Genomic DNA, 23,830 nt, shown 5'->3' with positions numbered 1-23,830 from the left:
CGCTCCTACAAAAGGTATCGTCAGCGAATGAACCTGACGTACACACGTTCAGGGTCGTTATCGTCCAGATTCTCGATCTGCCCGCTGGGAATAAAGCCGGCTTTCGTCAGCAGGGCCTGGGACGCGCCGTTGGAGGCATTGGTCGACGCGAACAGCTTGGGCGTCTTGCAGGCCGCTTCGGCCGCTGCCAGCAGACGAAGGGCGACGCCTTGGCGTTGGTACAGCGGTGAAACCACCACCAGCGCTATAAACCCATGGTTGAAAAAATCGTGGGTGAGCACCAGGTAGCCGGCGCACACGTTAGCGTTGGCGGCTACCAGGCATTGCTGGCGAACCACGGCATCATAGATAAACACACGACGGCTGGCATGCTCGGTTGCGTAGGCATCCAGTGCGACCAAGGCATGCACATCGTCGGGGATGGCTTGGCGGATCAGCCAGTGTGGAGCAGCGGGAGGCAGAAGGTATTCAGCCATGGTCGTGGAGCATCCTCTGTTTGAACATTTGACCCCACGTGCTTGATGACAGTCCCTTGTGCATTGATGAGGCGATGCTATCGCCCGCTATAGCACAGTTACAGGGGGCGAAGGGGTTACGTTTGTTGGCCTGGTTGCGGTCGTTGTTTAGAAATGTTTATGTGTTCCAATGGTTATCTCGACTTGCGCAGGAAGCGCATCGGCCGAGGCCATTCAGTCTTTTAACAGATACATCCCAAGGAGTAACACCATGCAAGGAAGCACATCGTTCAAGTACCTGGCGTTTTCGTTGATCCCGTTGATTGCCGCCTGTACCACGCCCACACGCCAATCCGCCGTCCTCCCTGCGCCACCCTTGCAGTTCGATAACTGCGCGGTTGGCTGCCCCACCGGCGGCAGCCCAGTGACGTTGAACCGCCAGGCCTACACGTTGAACAACAACGGTTCGACCAAGTTTGCCAATTGGGTGTCCTACAAGATCACTAAAGCCACCGCGGCCAGCGGGCGTTCCCGTGACTGGCGCACCGACCCGGATATTCCAGCCGGGGAGACCCTGGACCCGGTGGATTACAACGGTGCCAACGTCGCGCTCAAAATCGACCGTGGGCATCAGGCCAACCTGGCGTCAATGGCCGGGGTGGCCGACTGGCAAACGCTCAACTACCTGTCGAACATTACCCCGCAAAAGGCCGAGCTCAACCAGGGGCCGTGGGCGCGTCTGGAAGACCAGGAGCGCACTCTGAGCAAGGAGCCAGGCGTCGATCAGGTCTATGTGGCCACCGGGCCGCTGTATGAGCATTTTGTCGGCTCGTTGCCGGGTACGAACAAAGTGCACACCATCCCCAGTGGCTATTGGAAAATCATCGTGGTCGGCAGTTCGCCGGAAACGGGCCTGTACGCCTCATTCGTGATGAACCAGGAAACCCCCAAAGGCGCAGACTTCTGCGATTACCAGGTCACCGTGGAACACATCGAAGAGCGCTCGGGGCTGACGTTCTGGAGCACCTTGCCGCAAGCGATGCAAGCCACGCTGAAGGCCAGGCAGGGTCAGTTGCCGAGTCGGATCGGCTGTAGCCGAACCAAAGCCTGACGCCTAGTCGGCACACACCAACGAGGGCCTGCGGCTGTTGTTCTTGCCCAGGCGCTCATGCGTGGCGACGTCTGTGGCCTGTTCACGCAGTGCGTCTTCGAGCGCTTGCAAATGCTTGGAAAGGATTTTCACCGACCCACTCGGGTTGGCGGGGTCGAAGGGGATCCGACCGTTGGCAATCAGCACCATGGCCAGTTCCCAGGCGCGTTGTGAGTCGTTCATGACAGGGATTCCTTCTTCAGCGTGATCGATATAGAGCTGTGACCCGCTGCCAGCGCCCGGGTATCAACTGGGTTGCTGCCGAAATTTCGATCATTTCACCGATTCAGCGGCGCTGGAACCATCATCTTTTTAGATGGTGGCCGGGACGCGTCGAAAGAATGAACCTGAGCGGCACGGTGCTCACCTAATCCGTATGAATCGGTCGTTTCCCATTCACTGTTCCGAGGGGCAACCATGGACTCTGTACTGCGGGCTGTGGCGATTTACCTGGTGCTGCTGGTGCTGTTCAAAGTTGCCGGCAGGCGCACGCTGGCCGAGCTCACCACCTTTGACCTGGTTTTGTTGATGGTCATCGGCGAAGCCACCCAGCAGGCGTTGCTGGGCGAAGATTTCTCGATGACCAACGCCGTGCTGGTCATCGCTACCCTGATTGCCATCGACATTGGCTTCTCGCTGGCCAAGCAGCGTTCAGCCTGGTTCGCGCGGGTGCTCGATGGCGGGCCGACGGTGCTGGTCGAGCAGGGCCAGGTGCTGCATAAACGGCTCAAGCATGCGCGGCTGGACGAGGGTGACATTCTTGAGGCGGCCCGGTCCACCCAAGGGCTTGTCGAGCTCAAGCAGATCCGCTTCGCGATTCTTGAGCGCAACGGCAAGATCTCGGTGATCCCGTTTGATTGATACGCGGCCCCCATTCGTCAGCCAAGGGTCTGTTTTTTGAACGCACGCGCCTCTGTACCAGACAGATAGATCATGGGCGGACGAATGTTGCTGTCGTCACGCGGATATCACTCACTCGCCAGCAGGTGAACCTTCATGAAGAAGCTTTATATGTGCCTGGGCCTGTGCAGCGCATTCATGCTGCACGGCTGTTTTGACAACGCCGACAACGCCACTAAAGACAACAACAGTGGCACCCAGTCGTCGGTGCAGATGCAGGAAGGTAAGGCGGACGAAAATAAATAGCGCGGCCTTGTAGCCGACGCTTATCTACCTGAATGCTCATCGCCCAAATGTGCGAGCTGGCTTGCCTGCGATGTAAACACCTCGGTTCATCAGGAAAACCGAGTCGATGCATTCGCAGGCAAGCCAGCTCCCACAGTTGATCGCGACCGATCAGCGCATATGCAGGATGATCGGGCTACTGCTCGCCGGGTCGGTATGCCCACGCAACTTGCCCACGGCCTTCGCATCGACCGCACCGCCGTGGTTGCCCCAGGTACCGCGCACGTAGCTCAGCACGTCGGCGATTTCCGAGTCGGACAATTGCTCCCGGAACGCTGGCATGCGGTAGGCATCCGGCAGGCCGGCGGTGATCACGCGCTGTGAGCCATTGAGCGTGATGTTGATCGCGGACGCATCTTCCTTGGCCAGGGCCGAGGTAGCGCCGGCCAGAGGCGGCATCCAGTCGGGTTGGCCTTTGCCGTCGAGCCCATGGCAGGAGGCGCAGCGGGTGGCGTACGTGTGAGCACCGGGGACATCCGAGCGCGCCGTTACCGGCTGATATTGCCAGGGGCTGCCGTCACGCTGGGGGTCGCCGGGCAGTGACTTGAGGTAGCGAGCGATCGCGGCCAGGTCATCGTCCTGCATGAACTGCGTGGAGTTGTTGAAGGCTTCGGTCATCGAGCCATAGACCACGGCATGCTGGTTGCGACCGGTCTTGAGGAACTGCACGATCTGTTCCTCACTCCAGCGCCCCAGGCCGGTGTTGTGGTCCTGGCGCAGGCTGGGGGCGTACCAGCCGTCGAGCAGGGCACCGGCCAGGAACGGCGCGCCGGATTCGTCCAGGGCCTTTTCGTTGAACGCCAGCCCCCGTGGCGTGTGGCAACTGCCGCAGTGGCCGGGGCCTTGGACGATATAGGCGCCCCGGTTCCACAGTGCGTCCTGGCCGGGCTTGGCGGCATAGGTCGCGGTCGGTGCAAACACACCGTTCCACAGGGCGATGGGCCAACGCAGGTTGAGCGGCCAGGGAATGTCGCTGGGGATATTAGGCTGGTTGGCCGGTTGCACGCCTTTCATGAAAAACGCGTACAGCGCCTGGATGTCATCGTCGCTGAGCTTCACATAAGACGGGTAGGGCATGGCCGGATAGAGTCGTCGCCCACCCGGTGCTACGCCGTGGCGTACGGCGCGGTCGAAGTCGGCCAGGCTATAGGTGCCGATACCATGCTCGCGGTCGGGGGTGATGTTGGTGGCGTGGATCGCCCCCAGCGGTGTGGCCATTTCCAGGCCACCAGCGAATGGCTGCTTGCCGGCCAGGCTATGGCAGGCCACGCAGTCACTCACTCGCGCGACGTATTCGCCGCGACTGACCAAGGCGGGGTCGAAACTCGTGGCCTGTTGCTGTTCAAAAGGCGAGGCAGGCTCGCGGGTGACGTACCAGGCCAGCAGGCCGGCGGCGACCACGCAGGGCAGCACCAGCCACCCTGCGGTTCTTGCGAATCGGCGGTTATTCATGGGCATTCCCTGTCGGTTAGCTGAAGGTGTAACGGCTCAAAGGCAGACTGCGGATGCGTTGGCCGGTCAGCTGCGCCACGGCATTCGCCACGGCCGGGGCCACAGCCGGCAACGGCGGTTCGCCGATACCGCCCATTTTTTCTCCGCTTTCGACGATCTTCACGTGTACCTGCGCCATACGCGAAGGCGGCAGCACCGGATAAAGGTCGTAGTTGCGCGCCCTTGGCTTGCCATCCACGTATACCGCTTCCTCCAACAAGGTTTGCGACAGTCCCAAGGCCACGGCACCGTTGACTTGCGCTTGCACAATCGCCGGGTTGACGATGCTGCCCGGGTCAATCGCTTCCCAGATGTGATGAACCTTGACCTGGCCGTTCTCGATCGACACCTCGGCCACCACCGCTGCATGGGAGCCAAACGGCGAGGCCATGGCTACGCCGCGTGCACGGCGGGTGCCGTCTTCGGCGGTGTAGGGCCCACGCTTCCAACCGCCAGACAGCTCGGCGGCCGCTTGCAGCAGGGTGGTCAGGCGCGGGTTGTCGCGCAGCAGGTGCAGGCGCAGTTCATAGGGATCATGGCCGCCTTTGTCGGCCAGTTCGTCCAGGAAGGCTTCGTAGAAAAAGTCATTGAGCGAGTTACCCACCGAGCGCCAATAACCGAGCATGGCCGGGCCTTTGACGTAAATCTGCGCGATGCGTTTGTTGGGTATCGCGTAGCTCTTGCCCGACAACCCTTCCAGGGCAGTAGGGTCGATGGCGTCGCCCTGTTTGCCGGCGATGGCTTCGGTGGGGCCTTCGGTGGCGCTCACCGCTTCGATGGCTACGGGCAGGCCTTTGTCATCCAGCGCGGCGCGGAACTTGACCACGGCGACCGGGCGCAATACATCGCGCACGAATTCTTCTTCACGGCTCCAGATCAGCTTGATCGGCCGGCCCACCGCCTTTGCCAACGCGATGGCTTGCGGGTAAGGATTTGCCGAGTCATACAGGAAATGCCGGCCGAAAAAGCCGCCCAGCAGCGGCGAGTGCAGGGTGACTTGCTCAATGCTCAGACCGGTGCGCTTGGCAATGTCGGCACGGAACATATCCGGCGCCTGATTAGGCAGCCACACCTCCAGTGTGCCGTCGGGGTTAAAGCGTGCCAGGGCTGAAGGCGGTTCCAACTGGGCATGGTTGAGGTACTGGTTGTGGTAGGTGGCTTCGACGCGGGTCTTGGCGCTGGCCAGTGCACCGGCCACATCGCCTTCGTTTTCGTCATCGCGGGCCGGGCCCTGCTGGGCGGCGAGGAAGTCGCGGTACTTGTCGCTGGAGAAATCCGCTGGCATGGCCCGCACGGTGGAGTCGGCGGCGGCTTCAAGCCACTCCACCTGGATGGCTTCGACGGCCCGCTTGGCATGCCACCAACGTTCAGCTACCACAGCTACGGCGCCGGGCAGGGTGTGAACCGAATGCACGCCTTTCATGGCTTGCACCTGCGCCTGGTTGCGCAGGCTGCCCACGGTCATGCCCAGGCGTGGCGCATGCTGGACGGCGGCATGGAGCATGCCGTCGATTTTCAGGTCGATGGTGTACTGCGCCTTGCCGGTGGATTTGTCATAGGCATCCAGGCGCTTGACCGGCTTGCCGATCCAGCGGAACTGGCTCGGGTCGCGCAGGGTGATGCTGGCCGGGTCGGGCACCGGCATATCCAGGGCGGCACCTGCCAATTCGCCGTAGCCCAGGGAGCGACCGGAAGCGGCGTGCACCACGCGACCGGGCTGGGTGGTCAGCTCGCTGAGGGGTACGCGCAGTTGCTCGGCGCCGGCCTGCATCAGCATCGCGCGGGCGAGGGCGCCGAGGCGCCGCATGGTCGGGTAGCTCATGCGCACCGACATGCTGCCGCCGGTGATGCGCATGCCATTTTCCATCACCACGTAGGCTTCGCCGGGCGGGGCCGCTTCGACGATGAACGTGGCCGGGTCGGCATCCAATTCTTCACCGACGATCTGCGCCATGGCGGTGTGGGTACCTTGGCCGCCTTCCATGAAGGGGCTGAGCAGGCGCACGCTGCCGTCTGGGCGAATCTCCAGAAAGGCGGGTACCTGGGTTCCACGCTCAGCGGCCGCGCCGGTCGCGGCTTGCACGCGGGAGGTGCCCAGCGGCAAGCCGAAGCCGATCACCAGCGCGCCCACCGCGGTGCTGGCCAGGAAGCGGCGACGGGACAGGTTGATCGGTTCGCCCAGGGTAACGCCGGGAATGATCTCGGTGGTGTTCATCAGGCGGTCTCCTTCCCGGCGGCCAAGGCATCCATGGCGGCATGGATCGCGTTGTAGGTGCCGCAACGGCAGAGGTTGACCATCGCCGCGTCGATCTGCGCCTTGGTCGGCGCGGGGGTATGTTTGAGCAGCGCGGTGGCCGCCATCACCTGCCCGGACTGGCAGTAACCGCATTGCGCGACTTGATGTTCGACCCAGGCCGCCACCACACGCTTGCCCACGTCATCGGCCTCCACGGCCTCGATGGTGGTGATCTCGCGACCGACCACGCCGGCCACGGGCGTCACGCAGGCGCGCACCACGTTGCCGTCCACCAGCACCGAACAGGCGCCGCACTGGGCCAGGCCGCAGCCGTATTTGGTGCCGGTCATGCCCAGGTTGTCACGGATCACCCACAATAACGGGGTGTCGGCTTCGGCATCGACCTGATAGGCCTTTTGGTTGATACGTAATTCCATGCGGGCTCACCTGCTGATCATCGGTTGGTGGTGCTGAGTTCTTATAGGAGCGGTGCGACTGGAAGTCGCCCATCGTCGAACTCTAGACCAACGCGCAAGAGCTATCTATCCGATTGCCCTCAAGTTCAGAGGATCAGGCAAGAATTCAACAGGATTGGGTCACTGTCCTCTGTAGGAGCGAGCTTGCTCGCGAAGATCGCCAACGATAACGCGCGCTATCAGGTTTAACGCGGGGTTCTCGGTTTTTTCGCGAGCAAGCTCGCTCCTACAAGAGCCTTCATCAGCAGCCACCAAATTGAAACCCGCCTGACAGCTTTTCCTTCAAATACCCTACCAATACGGTCACCGACTTGGGCACATGGGGCGAGTAGGGCCGAATGAGGTAAATCTCATCGGCAAACGCGCCTTTGAGTGTCCAGTCCTTCAATACCTGCACCACTTTGCCAGCGGCCAGCGCCGCCTGGGCGCTGAAGTCCGGGAGCAGGGCGATGCCCAGGTGGTTGAGTGCGGCGTCGCGCAAGGCTTCGCTGTTATTGGTGGCGAAGCTGCCGGCGATGGGCACGGTGAGGCGCTCGAGGGTTTGGCTGCCGCGTTCGAAGGTCCAGGCGGGCTGGTCGGTGCCGCGTGGGTAAAACAGGCAGTTGTGGGCCGACAGGTCGCCCGGCTCGCGGGGTTCACCGTGGTGTTGCAGGTAATCATGGGTGGCGACCAGTACCGAGTTGGTGTCGCACAGTTTCCACGCCACGTGGGTTTCGGGCACCTGGAAGCCGTGGCGCACCGCCAGGTCGTAACCCTCGGCGGCCAGTGAGCTCAAGGCATCGGAGACGTCCAGTTGAATACGCACCTGGGGGTACTGCTGCAAAAAGCCGGACAGGTGCGGCACCAGTTGTTGCCGGGCGAAGGCCACGGGGGCGGTCAGGCGCACCAGCCCGCGTATTTCCCCGACCGAGTCGCGCACCGAGGAAAAACTGCGGGCGATCTGCGCATAGGCGCTGCGCACTTCGCGGGCCAATGACAGCCCTGCATCGGTCAGCCGCACGCTGCGGGTGGTGCGCGTCACCAGCCGCGTGCCGGTGGCCTTTTCCAGGTCGGAAATGCGCTGGCTCACCGCTGACTTGCTCACCCCCAGGCGCGCGGCGGCGGCGGTGTAGGTGCCTTGTTCCTCCAGCACTGACAGCCAGTGAATGTGGGTCCACAGCCCTTCGATCTCAGCCTTTTCCATGGGTGTATTGTTCGCATATAAGGACAATAAGTTCTGGATTCTGCTCTGGTTCGGAACAAAGTGAAAGCCTATCGTGTGGACCAACGCTACCCACCTGGATCGACTGCCATGACTGCAACCATCGAGCACTACATCAACGACCAGCGCGTCAGCCGCGATGACCGTTATCAGGACGTCTACAACCCGGCCACCGGTGAAGTCACCGCCCGTGTGGCCCTGGCCAGCCGCCAGACCGTGGCCGAAGCCGTCGCCGCCGCCCAGGCCGCGTTTGCCGGCTGGGCCGACACCCCGCCGATCCGTCGCGCCCGCGTGTTGTTCGAGTACCTGCATCTGCTGCGCGAACGCAAGGACGACCTGGCGCGCATCATCGTCGCCGAGCACGGCAAGGTGTTCACCGATGCCCAGGGCGAAGTCGACCGTGGCATCGACATTCTCGAATTTGCCTGCGGCATTCCCAACCTGCTCAAGGGCGAACACTCCGACCAGGTCTCCCGTGGCATGGACAACTGGACGATGCGCCAGCCGTTGGGCGTGGTCGCCGGCGTGACGCCGTTCAACTTCCCGGTGATGGTACCGATGTGGATGTACCCCATCGCCATTGCGGCGGGTAACACCTTTATCCTCAAGCCCAGCCCGACTGACCCAAGCGCGTCGCTGTTCATGGCCGAGTTGCTGCATGAAGCCGGCCTGCCCAAAGGCGTGTTCAACGTGGTGCAGGGGGATAAAGAGTCAGTGGACGCGCTGATCGAACACCCGGACGTCAAGGCTGTGAGCTTCGTCGGCTCCACGCCGATTGCCCAATACATCTACGAGAGCGGCGCCCGCAACGGCAAGCGCGTGCAAGGCCTGGGCGGGGCGAAAAACCATATGGTGGTGATGCCCGACGCCGATATCGAACGCACCGTGGACGCGCTGATGGGCGCCGCCTACGGCAGTGCCGGCGAGCGCTGCATGGCGATCTCGGTGGCGGTGCTGGTAGGCGACGTGGGTGACAAAGTCATCGCCGCCTTGACCGAACGCGCCAAATTGCTGCGCATCACCGATGGCCGCGATCTCAAAGCCGAGATGGGCCCGATCGTGTCGCGGGCCGCGCTGGAACGCATTAGTGGCTACATTGAGCAGGGTGTACAAGCGGGCGCGCAGTTGCTGCTCGATGGCCGTGACTACGTGCCCACCGAGCCCGGCCTGGAAAACGGCTTCTGGCTCGGCGCGACCTTGTTCGACCACGTAACCCAGGACATGAGCATCTACCGCGAAGAAATCTTCGGCCCGGTGCTGGCCTGTGTACGGGTCAACGATTTTGCCGAGGCAGTGAAGCTGGTCAACGACCACGAGTTCGGCAACGGCGTCAGCTGCTTCACCCGCGATGGCAACATTGCTCGTGAGTTTGCGCGGCGCATCGAAGTGGGCATGGTCGGTATCAACGTGCCGATCCCGGTGCCTATGGCCTGGCACGGGTTTGGTGGCTGGAAGAAGAGCCTGTTCGGCGATATGCATGCCTACGGCACCGAGGGTGTACGTTTTTACACCAAGCAGAAGTCGATCATGCAGCGCTGGTCGGAGAGTATTGAGCAGGGGGCGGAGTTTGCAATGCCGGTGTCCAAGTAACGTTCAAGCTGTGCTGCAGGATCTGATGTGGGAAGGCTCAAGCCCTCCCACATTTTTTTTGCCTGTTGACGGGCAAACACATAAAAGTCCAGTATGGAATTATAAGTACAAAATAGCCGCTGCACGTTTTTCTTCACTCTTGCCAAACCAACAACAACTTGCGAGAACCCCTCCATGAAGAAACGCCATCTCCTTCCCGCCCTGGCCCTGAGCCTGTTTGCCGCCAGCCACCTGCTGGCCGCCGAGAAAACCCTGCGTATTGGCATTGAGGCCGCTTACCCACCGTTCGCCTCCAAAACCGGTGACGGCAAGATCGTGGGGTTCGACTACGACATTGGCAACGCCCTGTGTGCGCAAATGAAGGTCAAGTGCGTGTGGATCGAAGGGGAGTTCGACGGGCTGATTCCGTCCCTCAAGGTCAAGAAGATCGACATGGCGTTGTCGTCCATGACCATCAACGAAGACCGCAAGAAGTCGGTGGATTTCACCCACAAGTACTACTTCACCTCGTCGTGTCTGGTGATGAAGGACGGCGCCGTGGTGGATGACCAGTACGCCAGCCTCAAGGGCAAGAACGTCGGTGTACAGCGCGCCACGACTACCGACCGGTATGCCACCGAGGTGTTCGAGCCCAAGGGCATCAACGTCAAGCGCTACAGCAATAACGAAGAAATCTACATGGACCTGGCAGCGGGGCGCCTGGATGCGATCTTTGCCGATACCATCCCCCTGAGCGACTTCCTGTCGATGCCGCGCGGGCAGGGTTATGCCTTTGTCGGCCCGGAGCTCAAAGACCCGAAATACGTGGGTGAGGGGGCCGGCATCGCAGTACGCAAGGGCAACGGCGAGTTGGTCAGCGAATTGAATGCGGCCATCGACGGCATTCGTGCCAGCGGCGAATACCAGAAGATTTCACAGCAGTACTTCAAGGCCGATATCTACGGCGACTGATGCAAAGACGCGGTCAATGTGGGAGCTGTCGAGCTTTAGCGAGGCTGCGAAAGCGATGGGTCAGGTGATGCAAATGTTGACCTTGCCGGCCCCTTCGCAGCCTCGCCGGGGCTCGACAGCTCCCACAGGGAATCGGCGCCGTGGTCAGAAAGGGCTCAACCCTTGAGTTCCTTCAAGTGCTTGTAGACCGTCGCTCGCCCCATGCCCAGCACATTGGCCACATAGTTGGAGGCGCTCTTGCCCTTGAATGCGCCTTCGGCATGCAGCGCCAGCACCAGTTCGCGTTTGTGGTCGCGGGTCAACAGGTTCAGGCTCAACTGACGCTCGCGCAGCCAGGCATGCAGGAAGGTGTTGATACGCTCCTGCCAGTCATCACGGAACAGCGCGTCCGGCTGTGCGATCAGCTTGCTTGGCGACAGGAATAAATCCAGCGCCGCCTTGGCTGTTTCGAACATTGAAATATTCAGGTTGATGCACAACACAGCCAGCCTGCGCCCTTTGTGGTCGTGCAGCACGGTGCTCAGGCTGCGGATTTTCTGGCCATCCCAGTTGAGCTTTTCGTAAGGGCCGATATTCACCTCCCTGACGTCACCGTCGAGCATGTCCTCCAGGGACGAGTCGTCACCCAGGCTGCGTTTGGACAGGTTATTGGCGATGTAATCCACGGTTTGCGTGCGCAGGTCATGCAGCACCACTTCTGCATGGGGAAAGAACAACGTGGCGATTGCATCGGCGATCGCGCGAAAGTTCTGCATGACCTTGTCTTGTTCAGCGGTGTTCATCAATGGGGCTCCAGGCGGACCGGGGAGAGCATACCAGCGTCCAGGCCGAACCGGGTCAGTGCCTCCGGCAGCGGTTCGCCGCGCACCAGAGCGGCGCTTGCCTGGCCCATGGCGGGTGAGGTCTGGATACCATAGCCGCCTTGCGCTGCCACCCAGAACAGCCCCGGTACTTGCGGGTCAAAGCCCGACAGCAAATCACCGTCCTGCACAAAACTGCGCAGCCCGGCCCAGGTGCGCGTGGGGCGGCGGATGGTCAGGGTGGTGGCTTCCTCGATCTGGTAAATGCCCATGGCAATATCCAGCTCTTCGGGTTGCACATCCTGGGGTTCTACCGGGTCGGCGTTGGCCGGTGAGCCGAGGAACATGCCGGCATCCGGTTTCATGTAGAACGCTTCGTCGAGGGCTACCAGCATCGGCCAGTCGTGGCTGTCCATGCCCTCGGGGCCGGCAAAGACAAAGGCCGAGCGGCGCTTGGGCTGCAAGCCGATGGACGCTGCGCCCGCCAGCCCGCCGATATGGTCGGCCCAGGCACCGGCGGCGTTGATGATGACCGGCGCGGTGAAGGTCGCATCCTGGGTGCGCACCTGCCACAGGCCGTCGGCGTCGCGGCTCAAGCCCAGCACATGGCTGTCGGTGCGCACTTCGCCCTGGTTGCGGCGGATACCGCGCAGGTAGCCTTGATGCAGGGCGTCGGTGTCGATGTCACAGGCGGTAGGGTCGTAGATTGCCCCGTGGACTTTTTCACGGCGCAGGATCGGCAAGCGTGCACAGGCTTCATCGACCGTCAGGCGCTGCACCTGCTCTACGGTCGCCTTGGCGCTCAGGTACTGGCTGTCTAGTTCGGCCGGGTCACCGTTGAAATCAACGGTCATTTCGCCCCGGGGCGTCAGCAGGGGATGTTCGCAGAAGCCTGCGGGTGGCTGGTCGAAGAAGGCCCGGCTGGCCAAGGTCAGCGCGCGTACTTGCGGGGTGCCGTACGCGGCGGTGTAGAGCGCTGCCGAACGCCCGGTGGAGTGATAGGCCGGGTGGTTTTCACGCTCCAGCACCAGGACCTTGCCGTGCTGCGACAACCAGAACCCGGTGGACGCGCCGGCAATGCCGCCGCCGATAATGATGAAGTCTGCCTGGCTCATGGAGATCTCCTGAAATAAGCATTGTAGGCGCGTGCGTGCTCGCGAAAAACGTTGACGATAACGCGCCGATTCTGTGTGACCGCAGTGCCTGTGAGGTCTTGGCGAGCAAGCTCGCTCCTACAGTCGATACAGGGCATTGGCCAGGGCGATGTCTTCCAGGCCCAGGCCGATGGAGCGGAAAAAGACGTGACGATCGTAGTCGGGGCGTTGGGCCATGTCGCTGAACAACTCGGGCAGGTCGCCGACAATCGTGCGTTTGTCCCAGCCGTGCTGTTCGCTGGCGATCAGCATCTCACCGGCCGAATCCGGAGTGGTCTGGCGGTAGTCGCAGAACACGTGCATCTGGTTGAGGCAATGTGGCGGTACTTCATGGGCACGTGGCGCATTGGTGCTGATGGAGGTAATCAGCGCGGGTTTGCTCAGGCGCGAGGGGTCGATGACCGGCCCGGCGGACGAGGTGCACAGCAGGATCACATCCGCGTCTTCCAGGGCGGCCTCACAACTTGAGACGAGGCTCAGGCGCGGGTCCAGGCTGGTCAACTGCGCACGCGTCTCGGCGCTGGCGCTGCCCAGGCTTGGCGAGTACAGGCGGATCTGCTGCCAGTCGCGCAGGTTCTGCACATAACGCAGGTGCGCCTGGGCGACCTTGCCGCTGCCGATGATCGCCAGGCGTTGCGCCGCCGCGGGCGCCAGCGCATCCACTGCCAAAGCCGTGGCGGCGGCGGTGCGTGCAGTGGTCAACTCAGCGGCATCGCACAACAGCAATGGCTGGCCGCTGTGCATCGACATCAATAAGGTCCAGGCCGTCACCAAAGGGCCCTGATCACGCACGATATAGGGGGAGGTCTTGACCCCGTACACGCCGTCTCCGACCAGTACGCCCAGGTAGTTGATGAAATCCCCGGCGCCTTGAGGAAATTCCACCAGCTGTTGCGCCGGCTGTACCGCTTGCCCGGCGGCGAGGTCGCGGAACAGTTTGCGCAGGATCGCGGGTACATCGACTTGAGCCAATAAAGTACGGGCCTGGGCCTGGTCGATGACGAGGGGCGTCGTGGACATGGGGTTCTCCGGATAAACTAATTTGTCCATTATGGACTTTTAGTTTTTATCCGCAATAACCTGAGGGAAAAATGAGATCAATGTGGGGGAGCCATGAAGATCAAATGTGGGAGCTGGCTTGCCTGCGATGGCGGTGTGTCAGTCGGTCCATCAGGTGGCTGACCCGCCGCCATCGCAGGCAAGCCAGCTCCCACAGGTGATCGGTGGTGTTCTGGCGGACGAGTTATCGCCTGCCCGAGCGGGTACTCACATCCACCCACACCGCCAGCACCAGAATGCTGCCCTTCACAATCATCTGCCAGTAGCTGTCCACATCCAGCATCGACATGCCGTTGTCCAAACTTGTAATCACCAACGCGCCAAGCAGCGCGCCATAGACGGTGCCCGAGCCGCCGCGCATCGATGTGCCGCCGATAAAACAGGCCGCGATGGCATCGAGTTCGCCCATGTTGCCCGCCGAGGGTGAACCCGCAGCAAGGCGCGCGGTGTTGACCAGGCCGGCCAGCGCGCACATCACCCCCATGATGCCGAAGATCCACAGTTTCACTGCTTGCACGTTGATGCCGGATAGCCGTGTGGCTTCCATATTGCTGCCTACCGCATACACGCGGCGGCCGAATACGGTCTGGCTGGTGACGTAGCTGAATACGCCGAGCAGCACCAGCAACAGCAGAACCGGCACGGGGATACCGTCGTAGCTGTTGAGGGTGGTGACGAACCCGGCGAGCACCGCGCCGATCAATACCACACGTAACACGTCGCGCACCAAAGCGTGCGCGGCCAAGCCATGCAGTGCGCGGTTGCGCCGCTGCTTCCAGGTCAGGAACAGCGTCAGTGCGAACAGCAGTACGCCAAGCCCAGCGCCCACACTGTGGGGCAAATACCCCTGGCCCACATACACCAGCGACGGCGACACCGGCGCAATGGTGGTGCCGCCGGTAATCCCCAGCAGAATCCCGCGAAACGCCAACATTCCGCCCAGGCCGACGATGAACGAGGGGATGCGCAGGTAAGCGGTCATGTAGCCGTTGGCCAGGCCGATCATCAAGCCGCACAGCGCCACCAGGCTCAGGTTGGCCAATAGCGGCACGTGATAGACCACATCCAGAATCGCCGCCAGCCCGCCCAACAGTCCGAGCAACGAGCCCACCGACAAGTCGATCTCGCCGCTGATAATCACCAGCACCATGCCGCAGGCCAATATCCCGGTGATCGACATCTGCCGCAGCAGGTTGGAGAGGTTGCGCGGGGTGAGAAAACCGCCCTCGGTCTGCCAACTGAAAAACAACCAGATGAACGCCACGGCGATCACCAGCGCGAGCATCTTGTAGCGGGTAAAAAGGTGTTTGACCTGATTCATCTACGCGGTCTTCCGATCATTAGGGTTATGGCTGAGCGCGGCGGCGAGCACCTGTTCCTGGGTGAGCCCTTCATTGATGAAATCCCCCCGCAACTGGCCGTCGCCAATCACCAGCACGCGGTTGGACACGCCGAGCACTTCGGCCAATTCCGAGGAGACCATGATGATCGACACGCCTTCGGCGGCCAGCGCACCCATCAGTTTGTAGATCTCGTACTTGGCGCCCACGTCCACCCCGCGTGTGGGTTCGTCGAGGATCAGCACCTTGGGCTGGGTCATCAGCATTTTCGCCAGCACGGCCTTTTGCTGGTTGCCGCCTGAGAGGCTGGTGATCGGCAGCGACGGGCTGGCGGTCTTGAGGTGCATGCGGCTGATCTGCTGGTCGATGCTGCCCAGTTCGGCCTCAGCGTCGATGCGGGTCATGTGCGCGTAGGTGTCGAGCACCGCCAGGGTAATGTTCTGGCCTACCCCCAGGTCGGGAATGATGCCTTGGCGCTTGCGGTCTTCGGGCACCATGCACAGCCCGGCGCGGATCGACTTGAGCGGCGTGCGCGTATCGATCACCTGGCCGTCCAGCCATACTTCGGCGCTGTAGCGGCCGGGGTAAGCGCCGAACAGCGCCGACACCAACTCCGTGCGCCCGGCGCCCACCAAGCCGGCGATGCCAAGGATTTCACCGCGCCTGAGCACGAAGGAGATGTCGTCGACGCGCTTGCGCTTGGGGTTATCGACGTCGTAGCAGGTGACGTTACGCGCTTCGAAGATCACCTCGCCCACTTCATGGTGCTCGATGGGGAAGAGGTTGCTCATTTCGCGGCCGACCATCTGCGTGATGATCCGGGGGATGTCCATGTCTGCCATGGCGGTGGTTGCGATATGCTTGCCGTCGCGAATCACCGCAATGGTGTCGCACACCGCCGCCACTTCATCGAGCTTGTGGGAGATGTACACGCAGGCCACGCCCTTGGCCTTCAGGCCCTTGATAATGTCCAGCAACACCTCGATTTCGCCACGGGTCAAGGCCGAGGAGGGCTCGTCAAGAATCAACAGGCGCGCCTGTTTGTTCAAGGCCTTGGCGATCTCCACCAGTTGCTGGTAGCCGCCGCCGTACTGCGACACCGGCAGCGCCACATTCATGTCCGGCACCTTGAGTTCACGCATCAACGCCTCGGCGCGGTGCAACATCGCCGGGTAGTTCATGCGCCCACCGGGCAGGGTCAGTTCGTGGCCCATGAAAATGTTCTCGGCCACCGACAGGTCGGGCACCAGGGTCAGTTCCTGATGAATGATGACAATCCCGGCGGCCTCGGTTTCGCGGATGGACTGGGCCTTGAGCGGCTGCCCATCCCAGACGATTTCCCCCTCCCAGGTGCCGTGCGGGTACACCGCCGACAGCACCTTCATCAAGGTGGATTTACCCGCACCGTTTTCACCGCACAGGCCCACGCATTCCCCAGGCTTGACCTTGATGTCTATGCCGTTGAGAGCGTTGACACCGCCAAAGCTTTTGACGATGCCGTTCATTTGCAGCAGGTAATGCGACATGGCAATGGCTCACACAAAAGGCCGACGAAACACCGTCACTGTAGGAGCGAGCTTGCTCGCGAAAAACCCCCAGGCGACACGGGCTGCCTGCCAGGACCTACAGGCCGATCTGCTCTTTGGTATAGAAGCCGTCTTTCTCCAACACATCGATGTTGGCCTTGGTCAACGGCGTCGGCGTGAGCAAGATGGTGTCGACCTTTTTGCTGCCATTGTCATATTGCGAGCTATAGGTAGGCTGTTCGCTGCGTGCCAGTTGCACCGAAAGCTTGGCCGCTTCGGTGGCGATCAGCTTGAGCGGTTTGTACACGGTCATGGTCTGGGTGCCGTTGATCACGCGCTTGATCGCTGCGAGGTCAGCGTCCTGGCCGGAGATGGGTACCTTGCCCGCGAGCTTCTGCGCAGCCAGGGCCTGGATCGCACCGCCGGCGGTGGCGTCGTTGGAGGCGACGATGGCGTCGATCTTGTTGTCGTTACGGGTCAGGGCGTTTTCGACAATGCTCAAGGCTTCGGTGGGGTTCCATTCCTTGACCCATTGCTGGCCGACGATCTTGATATCGCCTTTGTCGATGGCCGGTTCCAGTACCTTCATCTGACCTTCGCGCAGCACCTTGGCGTTGTTGTCCGTCGGCGCGCCGCCGAGCAGGAAGTAATTGCCCTTGGGCGCCGCTTGCAACACGCCGCTGGCCTGCATCTCGCCGACTTTTTCGTTATCGAAGGAAATATAGGCGTCGATGTCGGCGTTGAGGATCAGGCGATCATAGGACACCACCTTGATCCCGGCCTTCTTGGCTTCGGCCACCGCGTTGGTCAGCACCGTGGCGTTGAACGGCACAATCACGATCACATCGACGCCCCGGGAGATGAGGTTTTCGATCTGGGCAATCTGCTTCTGTTCGTTGGCATCGGCAGACTGCACGAAGACCTTGGCGTCGAGCTTTTCCGCAGCGGCGACAAAGTAATCACGGTCGCGGGACCAGCGCTCCAGGCGCAGGTCGTCGATGGAAAAACCGATTTTGGGGTGCGCAGGATCCGCCATCACCGGCAGGGCGAGCAGTGCCAGGGCTGCGGCGAGCAGGGCAGGTTTGAATGACTTCATGGTGGTGCGTCCTTTTATTGTTGTTGGAAAGACACTAGGTGAAGATCCTCTTTGTGGCGAGGGAGCTTGCTCCCGCTGGAGTGCGCAGCACTCCCATTTTTTGGGGCCGCTTCGCGCCCCAGCGGGAGCAATCTCTGGCCACAGTCAGGTGTAGATAAACCGATTCACAACGCCTTCAAGCATCTCCTGGCGCCCACTCACCGCCTGCGGGTTCAGCTCGTTGGCAAAGGCATGTTCAGCCAATGATTCCAGGCTGAACTCACCGGCCAACACCGCCTGGCCCAATGGCTGCTGCCAGCCGGCATAGCGTTGGTCCTTGAATTGCTGCAAGCGGTCGTCCTGCACCATCGCCGCCGCACGCTCCAGGGCCAGAGCCAGCACATCCATGGCGGCGACATGCCCGTGGAACAGGTCCACCTCGTCCAGGCTCTGGCGGCGCACCTTGGAATCGAAGTTATAGCCGCCGTTCTTGAACCCGCCAGCCTTGAGGATTTCGTAGGTGGCCAGGGTCATCTCCTCGACGCTATTGGGGAACTGGTCGGTGTCCCAACCGTTCTGCGGGTCGCCGCGGTTGGCGTCGATACTGCCGAAGATCCCCAACGACACGGCGGTGGCGATCTCATGATGAAAGCTGTGCCCGGCCAGCGTCGCGTGATTGGCCTCGATGTTAACTTTGATCTCGTGTTCCAGGCCGTACTCATGCAGGAAGCCGAACACGGTGGCGCTGTCGTAATCGTATTGGTGTTTGGTCGGCTCTTGGGGCTTGGGCTCGATCAACAGGTCACCCTTGAAGCCGATCTTGTGCTTGTGTTCAACCACCATGCGCATAAAACGCCCGAGCTGTTCGCGCTCGCGCTTTAGGTCGGTGTTGAGCAAAGTTTCATATCCTTCACGGCCACCCCACAGCACATAGTTGGCGCCCTTGAGGCGCAGCGTGGCATTCATCGCGCTGAACACCTGGGCGGCGGCGAAGGCGAACACCTCTGGATCTGGGTTGCTCGCCGCCCCGGCGGCAAAACGCGGGTTGCTGAAGCAATTGGCGGTGCCCCACAGCAGCTTGATGCCGGTCTGTTCCTGATGGCGCTCCAGGTGGTCGACCATCTGCGCAAAGTGATTGCGGTACTCCTTGAGCGTGCTGCCTTCGGGCGCCACATCGGTGTCATGAAAGCTGTAGTAGTCGATGCCCAGCTTGGAAAAAAACTCAAACGCCGCCTCGGCCTTGCCGATGGCCACCTCCATCGGATCGCCACTGCGCTGCCACGGACGTTTGAACGTCCCCATCCCAAACATATCCGCCCCCGGCCACACAAAGGTATGCCAGTAACAGGCGGCCATGCGCAGGTGCTCCCGCATGGGCTTGCCGAGGATCAGCTTGTTGGCGTCGTAGTGACGAAACGCGAGGGCAGAGGTGCTGGCAGGGCCTTCGAAGCGCACCTTTTCGACACCGGGGAAGTACGGCATGGGGTTTTCCTTATTGTTCTGAGCGGTGTCTGGATACTAGCAATGGCACTTGGGCGGCTGATTATGAAAATCACCAAAGGGGAGTGCGATTTTGAGTGAGGGGCTGAGAACGGCTGAGGGAGTACAGGATTTAGAGAAACGTCTGACTTTACGGTGGGGATATGCCTCTTCCAGGTTTGGTGTGCCACTTGCTCGTTACCTCGGAAGGCGTTACGCGTCAGTTTTCTTATCGGGACGAGCAGGGAAGTACGGCCAAAAAACATGGATAAGAGGCAAAAAAATGAGCGTAGGTTATTTCATTGGACTGGGTGACAAGACCACCTGCGGCGGGGAAGTGCTGGACGGTGATAAGAGAGTCAACATACATGGCCTTTTTCATGCGTGCGAAGGTGACCGAGTCATCTGCGGCAAGGATGGGCAAACTTATAAGATCGTCGGTGGCGTTTCCCACATAAACAGCCATGGTCGGCTTATGGCCGGCACTTTGGATAGTTACAGCGACTGTCCCTGTAAAGCCGAGCTGATTCCTTCGGTGTACTCGGCCACCTATGAAAACCAACATGCAGAACCGCCCATTAACCTGCGAGTAGCTCAACCAAACGCATCATCTGTAAATCGAAACACTGTAGCGCCACGTCATTCTGGTTTCGTGCCGTCCGGTCATGTTGGATCAATGGCATCCAATGGTGTGCAAGGTCAGGAGCCAGGTTTTTATATCGTGCCCAAAAGCATGACCCGCGAGGCGCTGGAAGCCACACTTTTTCCGACGCTCGACCCGGCTGTAATGCGCAAGTTTCAATCGCTGAATCCCAACACAGGCTACGTCAAAGCTGGTTCGATGATCGTGCTCAGCGATCCGAAAAACACCTCCTGCTCGTATGAAGAAGCTCAACTGATGCAGGCTGCACAACACGTCAGCGCATCACTGGATGAGCTGACGCCGGACGAGGCTGACTTTCTGCATCGCCACGGTGCAGAGATCGCCGGTTTCATCGGCCAAACCTCAACCTGGCTCGGCGTCAGCGCAGTGGTGATGGAAAAACACCTGAGCAATCTGCGCGAAACGCTGCAGGCCATGGAGCGCCTGCATCAGGACAGCTATCGGCAGCACGGACACCTTAGGTCACCGCAGTTCTTTGCTGATCGTCAGCGACTTATGAATCAGTTGGATGCTCATCTGCTCAACTCCACCCGCCTGCGCGGGCAGACCACCTTGGGCGATCACCCCAAGTTGAAAACGGCCCTGGGTATATCCAGTCGCAGCTTGGTGCATCACTGGGACAAGGCGGGTGGGCCGGGGCAGATTCCGGGGTATGCCGCTCATGTGGAAGCGGTCAGCCGTGCCACGAAGTACATGAAGGCAGGGGGTTATATCGGTATTGGACTTGGGGGAGTGTCTTCGTTGCTGGCTATTGAGCAGGTATGTAACGGGGATTCTGGAGCTGCATGTGAGAGGGTTAAGTTCACTGAAGGGGGGAAATTCGCTGGAGCCACATTGGGGGGTATTTGGGGTGGAGTGACGGGTCAAATTGCGGGTGGTTCAATCTGTTTGGGGATTGGAGTGGCAACCGGCGGTCTTGGAGGGGTCGTCTGTGTCGCGGCCTTAGTCGGGGCCGGCGCCTGGGCAGGTACGACTTTCGGTGAGATGGGTGGCGATTATATTGGGGAAAAAATTTACGAGGCTTTTCAACCATGACCCGTATTGACTCTTGGTCACCCTGGGCTGCGATCATTTTTACCGGCGGGCCTTTTCTGCTCGAACTCGTGAGTATTGCGTACAGCTTGTTCCTGAGTCATCGACATTTGGATGCGATAAAAGAGGCATTGAAAAACAGTCGCTATATTTATCTTTGGGGGCCGAGCCTGGGGAGGCGCGGCTATATTTGGTCGTTGTTGGAGATGGCGAAAATCACCGGGATGATAGCGATGCCAAGGACATATATCCGCATTGGTGACTTGAGCCCTATCGATTATGAAAACTTTCCTCCGTACCTAAAACGCCTGCTGAACCTACATTTAGCAATGGTAGTTGGCACTGGCGTTTGGCTAGGAACTGTATTCATAGTTTTAAAATTTAGGTAGATAGAACGGGCCTCCCTGAGGCCCGATATGCTCAGACTGCTTCCAGGACGTGACATCGATTTGAATGTAGCTAGGCGTGCGTAGTACACAGGCCTAATCTGCACCGACCGGCCCCAGGACAAAAACAATGAAAACCCTACCGCCCGTTCACCGTATCGCCTTGCTCTTCAACGGCAGCAAAATCTACGACCGCGGCATCATCGCCGGTATCGGCAACTACCTGAGCAGCACCCGCGCATCCTGGGACCTGTTCCTGGAAGAAGACTTCCTCTGCCGCCTGCGCGGTATCGAGCGTTGGCAGGGCGATGGGATCATTGCTGACTTCGATGACCCGCTGATTGGCGAGGCGTTGGCCGGCAGTCGGGTTCCAGTGGTGGCGGTGGGTGGGTCTTATGAGGATGTGGGCAAGTACCCGAAGGGCATTCCCTATGTGGCCACCGATAACCATGCCCTGATGAAGCTGGCCTACGAGCATCTGGTGGAGGCGGGTTTGACGCGGTTTGCCTGTTTCAGCCTGCCCGAAGCCCAGGCCAATCGGTGGGCCCAGGAGCGTGAGAAAGCTTTTCGCCGCTTGATGCAGCGTGATGGCTTGCAGGTAGAGGTGTATCGCGGCCTGGGCACCAGTGCGCCGTTGTGGGACAGCGCGGTGGAGCAGCAGATTGCCTGGCTGCACAGCTTGCCCAAGCCTATCGGCATCATCGCGGTGACCGATGCCCGCGCCCGGCAATTGCTGCAAGCCTGCCTGACGGCGGGTATTGCGGTGCCGGAGGAGGTGGCGTTGATCGGCATCGACAACGACCCGCTGACCCGCACCCTCACGCGGGTGCCGCTCAGTTCGGTGATCCAGGGCACGGAGACCATGGGCCGTACCGCTGCGGCATTGTTGCATCAGATGCTGCACGGCAAACCCTGCACGGGCACGCAGGTGCTGGTGCCGCCGGACGCCATCAACGTGCAGGCCTCCAGCCTGCATCAACCCCTGGGCAACCCTTACGTGATGCAGGCCTTGTTGTTTATCCGCCAGTACGCCTGCCAGGGTATCAAGACCGATCAGGTCGCGGCTTATGTCGGTGTTTCCCGCTCGTCCCTGGAAGCGCATTTTCGCAAGGCGCGTGGCTGCAGCGTGCATGATGAGATTTTGCGCTTCAAACTCGCCGCTGCCGCCAAAGGTTTGGAAAACCACAGCCTTGCTATCGCCGACATTGCCGCACGCTGCGGCTTCACCTCTGCGCAGTACCTGCATACGGTGTTTCGCCGCGAATTTGGCTGTACGCCGCGTCAGTATCAACAGGGCACAAACTAGAACACCGCTTTGACCTGCAAGCCCAGCACCAGCGCATTGTCGATGCTCTCACCGGAAAACGCCCCCGGCTCGATGATGTATTGCACATCCGGGCGCAAGGTCAGCCAAGGCGTGGCCTGGTAGCCATAACTGAGTTCGATCAATTGTTCGGCGCTGTCGATTGAGGGGTAGGACGCCCCGGCATTGAACGCAGCCAACTCTTGCACATCACGGCTGCGCGGGTTCGGCACCGCGCGGCCATAGCCCAGGGCGACGGTATCGCGCGGGCGACCTTCGAACGGCTTGTACAGCACCACGCCTGCGCCATACCACTTGGTGAACGGCGAGGCCGCTTGGCTGGCGGCAGAGTACTGGCCGAAGGCGTGCAGGCTACGGCCTTGGGATGATTGTGAGGCCCACACAGCCTGGTCGATCAAGAGGTAGTGACCGCCACGCCCGCTGACGTCCTTGTTGCTGCCAATGCGTTTTACATCGGAACTGTCGTAGTAATAACCGAGCTTGTATTCACCGGGCAGTGCGCCCGCATGCTTGTAGATAAGCTCGATGGGCACCACGGTGCCGGTGGTGTGCTTGGGCCCCAGGTGCCAGGCACGGCTTGAGTTGCCATTGCTGGACGGGTCGACATTGAACGCCGCCACGCGCAGTTGCCAGTTGGGCGAAAAGTCGTATTTCACCCGGGCACCGAGGTGCGCATTCGGGTAGTTGGCCCAGCCACTGCCGCCGGACATATTCAGCGGATGCCCGCAGAAGCCGGCGTTCATGAAGTTGCACAGGATGCCGCTGTCCAGGCCGCCGAGATCATTGCCCATGGCCATATAGCCCAGCTTGAGGTTCAGCGCCGGGGTGAACAGCGTGCGCTCGTAGCTCAGCTCGGTGAGGCGCGTGTAGAGGCCGCCGTAGTTTTCCTGGATCGGCAGGCGGTTGCCCACCAAGTCCTCGGAGGCGCTGTTGCCGCGTCGGTCGTTGATGGTCAGCTGGATGCGGTCGCCGTTGGTGAAACCGTAGAGCTTGCCCAGGTCGAATTGCACGCCGAGTTTGATGTTTTGCGAGTAGCGCGCCGAACGATGCTGGCCGCCGTGGGCGTTGTAGGCGGTCTCGCCGCTGTAGTCACCGGTAAAGCGCACACCTTGCGCGTCGAGTTCGCGGCGCAGGCCGCCCCAGTCGCCGGTCAGGGTGGTGTCGTCGGCTTGAACGGGCAGGGCGGCCGCAAAGGCCAGGCCCAGCGCCAGGCGCCAGGCGGTATGAGGAGTAGGGGTCATGGGGGATCTTTCCAA

General features: G+C 60.9%; 22 protein-coding genes. 8 read left to right on the top strand and 14 right to left on the bottom strand.

The features are described 5' to 3' along the window. Nucleotides 1-20 precede the first annotated feature (20 nt). The gene (locus tag GIW79_RS17885; RefSeq protein WP_034127108.1) at nt 21-476 is read right to left on the bottom strand and encodes a GNAT family N-acetyltransferase; all 456 of its coding nucleotides are present in this window, start codon (nt 474-476) and stop codon (nt 21-23) included. Between the two features lie 250 nt (nt 477-726). Between GIW79_RS17885 and GIW79_RS17880 the strand changes: the two genes are divergently transcribed. Beyond that, entirely contained in the window at nt 727-1,566 is an 840-nt protein-coding gene (locus tag GIW79_RS17880; protein ID WP_236455264.1) for a DNA/RNA non-specific endonuclease, read from the top strand. Nucleotides 1,567-1,569: 3 nt separating this feature from the next. Here the strand turns inward: GIW79_RS17880 and GIW79_RS17875 are convergent, their stop codons facing one another. Continuing rightward, nucleotides 1,570-1,788, bottom strand: a complete 219-nt coding sequence (locus GIW79_RS17875; RefSeq protein WP_054895691.1) for a hypothetical protein — start codon at nt 1,786-1,788, stop codon at nt 1,570-1,572. Nucleotides 1,789-2,022: 234 nt separating this feature from the next. On the opposite strand from GIW79_RS17875, the gene GIW79_RS17870 reads away from it, so the two are divergent. Together GIW79_RS17870 and GIW79_RS17865 are read left to right on the top strand one after the other, a co-directional pair. Next, a complete protein-coding gene (locus GIW79_RS17870; RefSeq protein ID WP_034127111.1) occupies nt 2,023-2,466 on the top strand; it encodes a DUF421 domain-containing protein in 444 nt (147 codons plus the stop codon). A 135-nt stretch (nt 2,467-2,601) separates the two neighbouring features. After that, nucleotides 2,602-2,751, top strand: coding sequence for a hypothetical protein (locus GIW79_RS17865; protein WP_164919367.1), 150 nt, complete (start codon nt 2,602-2,604; stop codon nt 2,749-2,751). Nucleotides 2,752-2,901: 150 nt separating this feature from the next. Here GIW79_RS17865 and GIW79_RS17860 read toward each other — a convergent pair whose 3' ends face one another. The 4 genes from GIW79_RS17860 to GIW79_RS17845 form a co-directional block, all read right to left on the bottom strand. Next, a complete protein-coding gene (locus tag GIW79_RS17860) occupies nt 2,902-4,242 on the bottom strand; it encodes a c-type cytochrome (RefSeq protein ID WP_054895690.1) in 1,341 nt (446 codons plus the stop codon). 16 nt (nt 4,243-4,258) lie between these two features. After that, on the bottom strand, nt 4,259-6,496 hold the full coding sequence (locus GIW79_RS17855) for a xanthine dehydrogenase family protein molybdopterin-binding subunit (protein ID WP_054895689.1): 2,238 nt from the start codon (nt 6,494-6,496) through the stop codon (nt 4,259-4,261). After that, nucleotides 6,496-6,954: a (2Fe-2S)-binding protein gene (locus tag GIW79_RS17850; protein ID WP_014718046.1), complete on the bottom strand. Its 459-nt coding sequence runs from the start codon at nt 6,952-6,954 to the stop codon at nt 6,496-6,498. Before GIW79_RS17850 ends, GIW79_RS17855 begins: the two co-directional genes overlap by 1 nt. A 280-nt stretch (nt 6,955-7,234) precedes the next feature. Continuing rightward, on the bottom strand, nt 7,235-8,176 hold the full coding sequence (locus GIW79_RS17845) for a LysR family transcriptional regulator (protein ID WP_236455885.1): 942 nt from the start codon (nt 8,174-8,176) through the stop codon (nt 7,235-7,237). Between the two features lie 108 nt (nt 8,177-8,284). Here GIW79_RS17845 and GIW79_RS17840 point away from each other — a divergent pair, with 108 nt between their 5' ends. Together GIW79_RS17840 and GIW79_RS17835 are read left to right on the top strand one after the other, a co-directional pair. After that, complete coding sequence (locus tag GIW79_RS17840) at nt 8,285-9,784, top strand: CoA-acylating methylmalonate-semialdehyde dehydrogenase (protein ID WP_034127123.1); 1,500 nt, start codon at nt 8,285-8,287, stop codon at nt 9,782-9,784. Nucleotides 9,785-9,958: 174 nt separating this feature from the next. Further along, a complete protein-coding gene (locus tag GIW79_RS17835; RefSeq protein ID WP_236455875.1) occupies nt 9,959-10,735 on the top strand; it encodes an ABC transporter substrate-binding protein in 777 nt (258 codons plus the stop codon). Nucleotides 10,736-10,890: 155 nt separating this feature from the next. Here GIW79_RS17835 and GIW79_RS17830 read toward each other — a convergent pair whose 3' ends face one another. The 7 genes from GIW79_RS17830 to xylA all read right to left on the bottom strand — a co-directional run bounded on the left by GIW79_RS17830 (nt 10,891) and on the right by xylA (nt 19,171). Then, a complete protein-coding gene (locus tag GIW79_RS17830; protein ID WP_054895681.1) occupies nt 10,891-11,517 on the bottom strand; it encodes a helix-turn-helix transcriptional regulator in 627 nt (208 codons plus the stop codon). After that, complete coding sequence (locus GIW79_RS17825) at nt 11,517-12,650, bottom strand: NAD(P)/FAD-dependent oxidoreductase (protein WP_072448524.1); 1,134 nt, start codon at nt 12,648-12,650, stop codon at nt 11,517-11,519. Before GIW79_RS17825 ends, GIW79_RS17830 begins: the two co-directional genes overlap by 1 nt. Before the next feature lie 117 nt (nt 12,651-12,767). Further along, the gene (locus GIW79_RS17820) at nt 12,768-13,709 is read right to left on the bottom strand and encodes an ornithine cyclodeaminase family protein (RefSeq protein WP_236455873.1); all 942 of its coding nucleotides are present in this window, start codon (nt 13,707-13,709) and stop codon (nt 12,768-12,770) included. 223 nt (nt 13,710-13,932) lie between these two features. Then, complete coding sequence (locus tag GIW79_RS17815; protein WP_106118377.1) at nt 13,933-15,069, bottom strand: sugar ABC transporter permease; 1,137 nt, start codon at nt 15,067-15,069, stop codon at nt 13,933-13,935. After that, entirely contained in the window at nt 15,070-16,614 is a 1,545-nt protein-coding gene (gene xylG / locus GIW79_RS17810; RefSeq protein WP_236455870.1) for a D-xylose ABC transporter ATP-binding protein, read from the bottom strand. It abuts the gene before it with no gap. Nucleotides 16,615-16,711: 97 nt separating this feature from the next. Continuing rightward, nucleotides 16,712-17,710 (bottom strand): D-xylose ABC transporter substrate-binding protein, encoded by a 999-nt coding sequence (xylF, locus tag GIW79_RS17805; protein WP_236455868.1) that lies wholly within the window; start codon nt 17,708-17,710, stop codon nt 16,712-16,714. 144 nt (nt 17,711-17,854) lie between these two features. Beyond that, a complete protein-coding gene (gene xylA, locus GIW79_RS17800; RefSeq protein WP_089042655.1) occupies nt 17,855-19,171 on the bottom strand; it encodes a xylose isomerase in 1,317 nt (438 codons plus the stop codon). 280 nt (nt 19,172-19,451) lie between these two features. Here xylA and GIW79_RS17795 point away from each other — a divergent pair, with 280 nt between their 5' ends. From GIW79_RS17795 to GIW79_RS17785, 3 genes are all read left to right on the top strand, one after another. Continuing rightward, nucleotides 19,452-20,867 (top strand): PAAR domain-containing protein, encoded by a 1,416-nt coding sequence (locus tag GIW79_RS17795; RefSeq protein WP_057978033.1) that lies wholly within the window; start codon nt 19,452-19,454, stop codon nt 20,865-20,867. Continuing rightward, on the top strand, nt 20,864-21,253 hold the full coding sequence (locus GIW79_RS17790; protein WP_054895673.1) for a hypothetical protein: 390 nt from the start codon (nt 20,864-20,866) through the stop codon (nt 21,251-21,253). Before GIW79_RS17795 ends, GIW79_RS17790 begins: the two co-directional genes overlap by 4 nt. Nucleotides 21,254-21,380: 127 nt before the next feature. Next, nucleotides 21,381-22,556: a XylR family transcriptional regulator gene (locus tag GIW79_RS17785; protein WP_057978031.1), complete on the top strand. Its 1,176-nt coding sequence runs from the start codon at nt 21,381-21,383 to the stop codon at nt 22,554-22,556. On the opposite strand, the gene GIW79_RS17780 is transcribed toward GIW79_RS17785, so the two are convergent. Further along, nucleotides 22,553-23,815 (bottom strand): carbohydrate porin, encoded by a 1,263-nt coding sequence (locus GIW79_RS17780; protein ID WP_060772970.1) that lies wholly within the window; start codon nt 23,813-23,815, stop codon nt 22,553-22,555. The two genes, GIW79_RS17785 and GIW79_RS17780, sit on opposite strands and share 4 nt — an antisense overlap. Nucleotides 23,816-23,830 lie beyond the last annotated feature (15 nt).

It is taken from the genome of Pseudomonas sp. PA-7-1E (genome assembly GCF_021605325.1).
GTDB lineage: Bacteria > Pseudomonadota > Gammaproteobacteria > Pseudomonadales > Pseudomonadaceae > Aquipseudomonas > Aquipseudomonas fluorescens_BV.
Note: the sequence above shows the minus strand (reverse complement) of the source record. Positions and strands in the feature narration are given on the sequence as shown.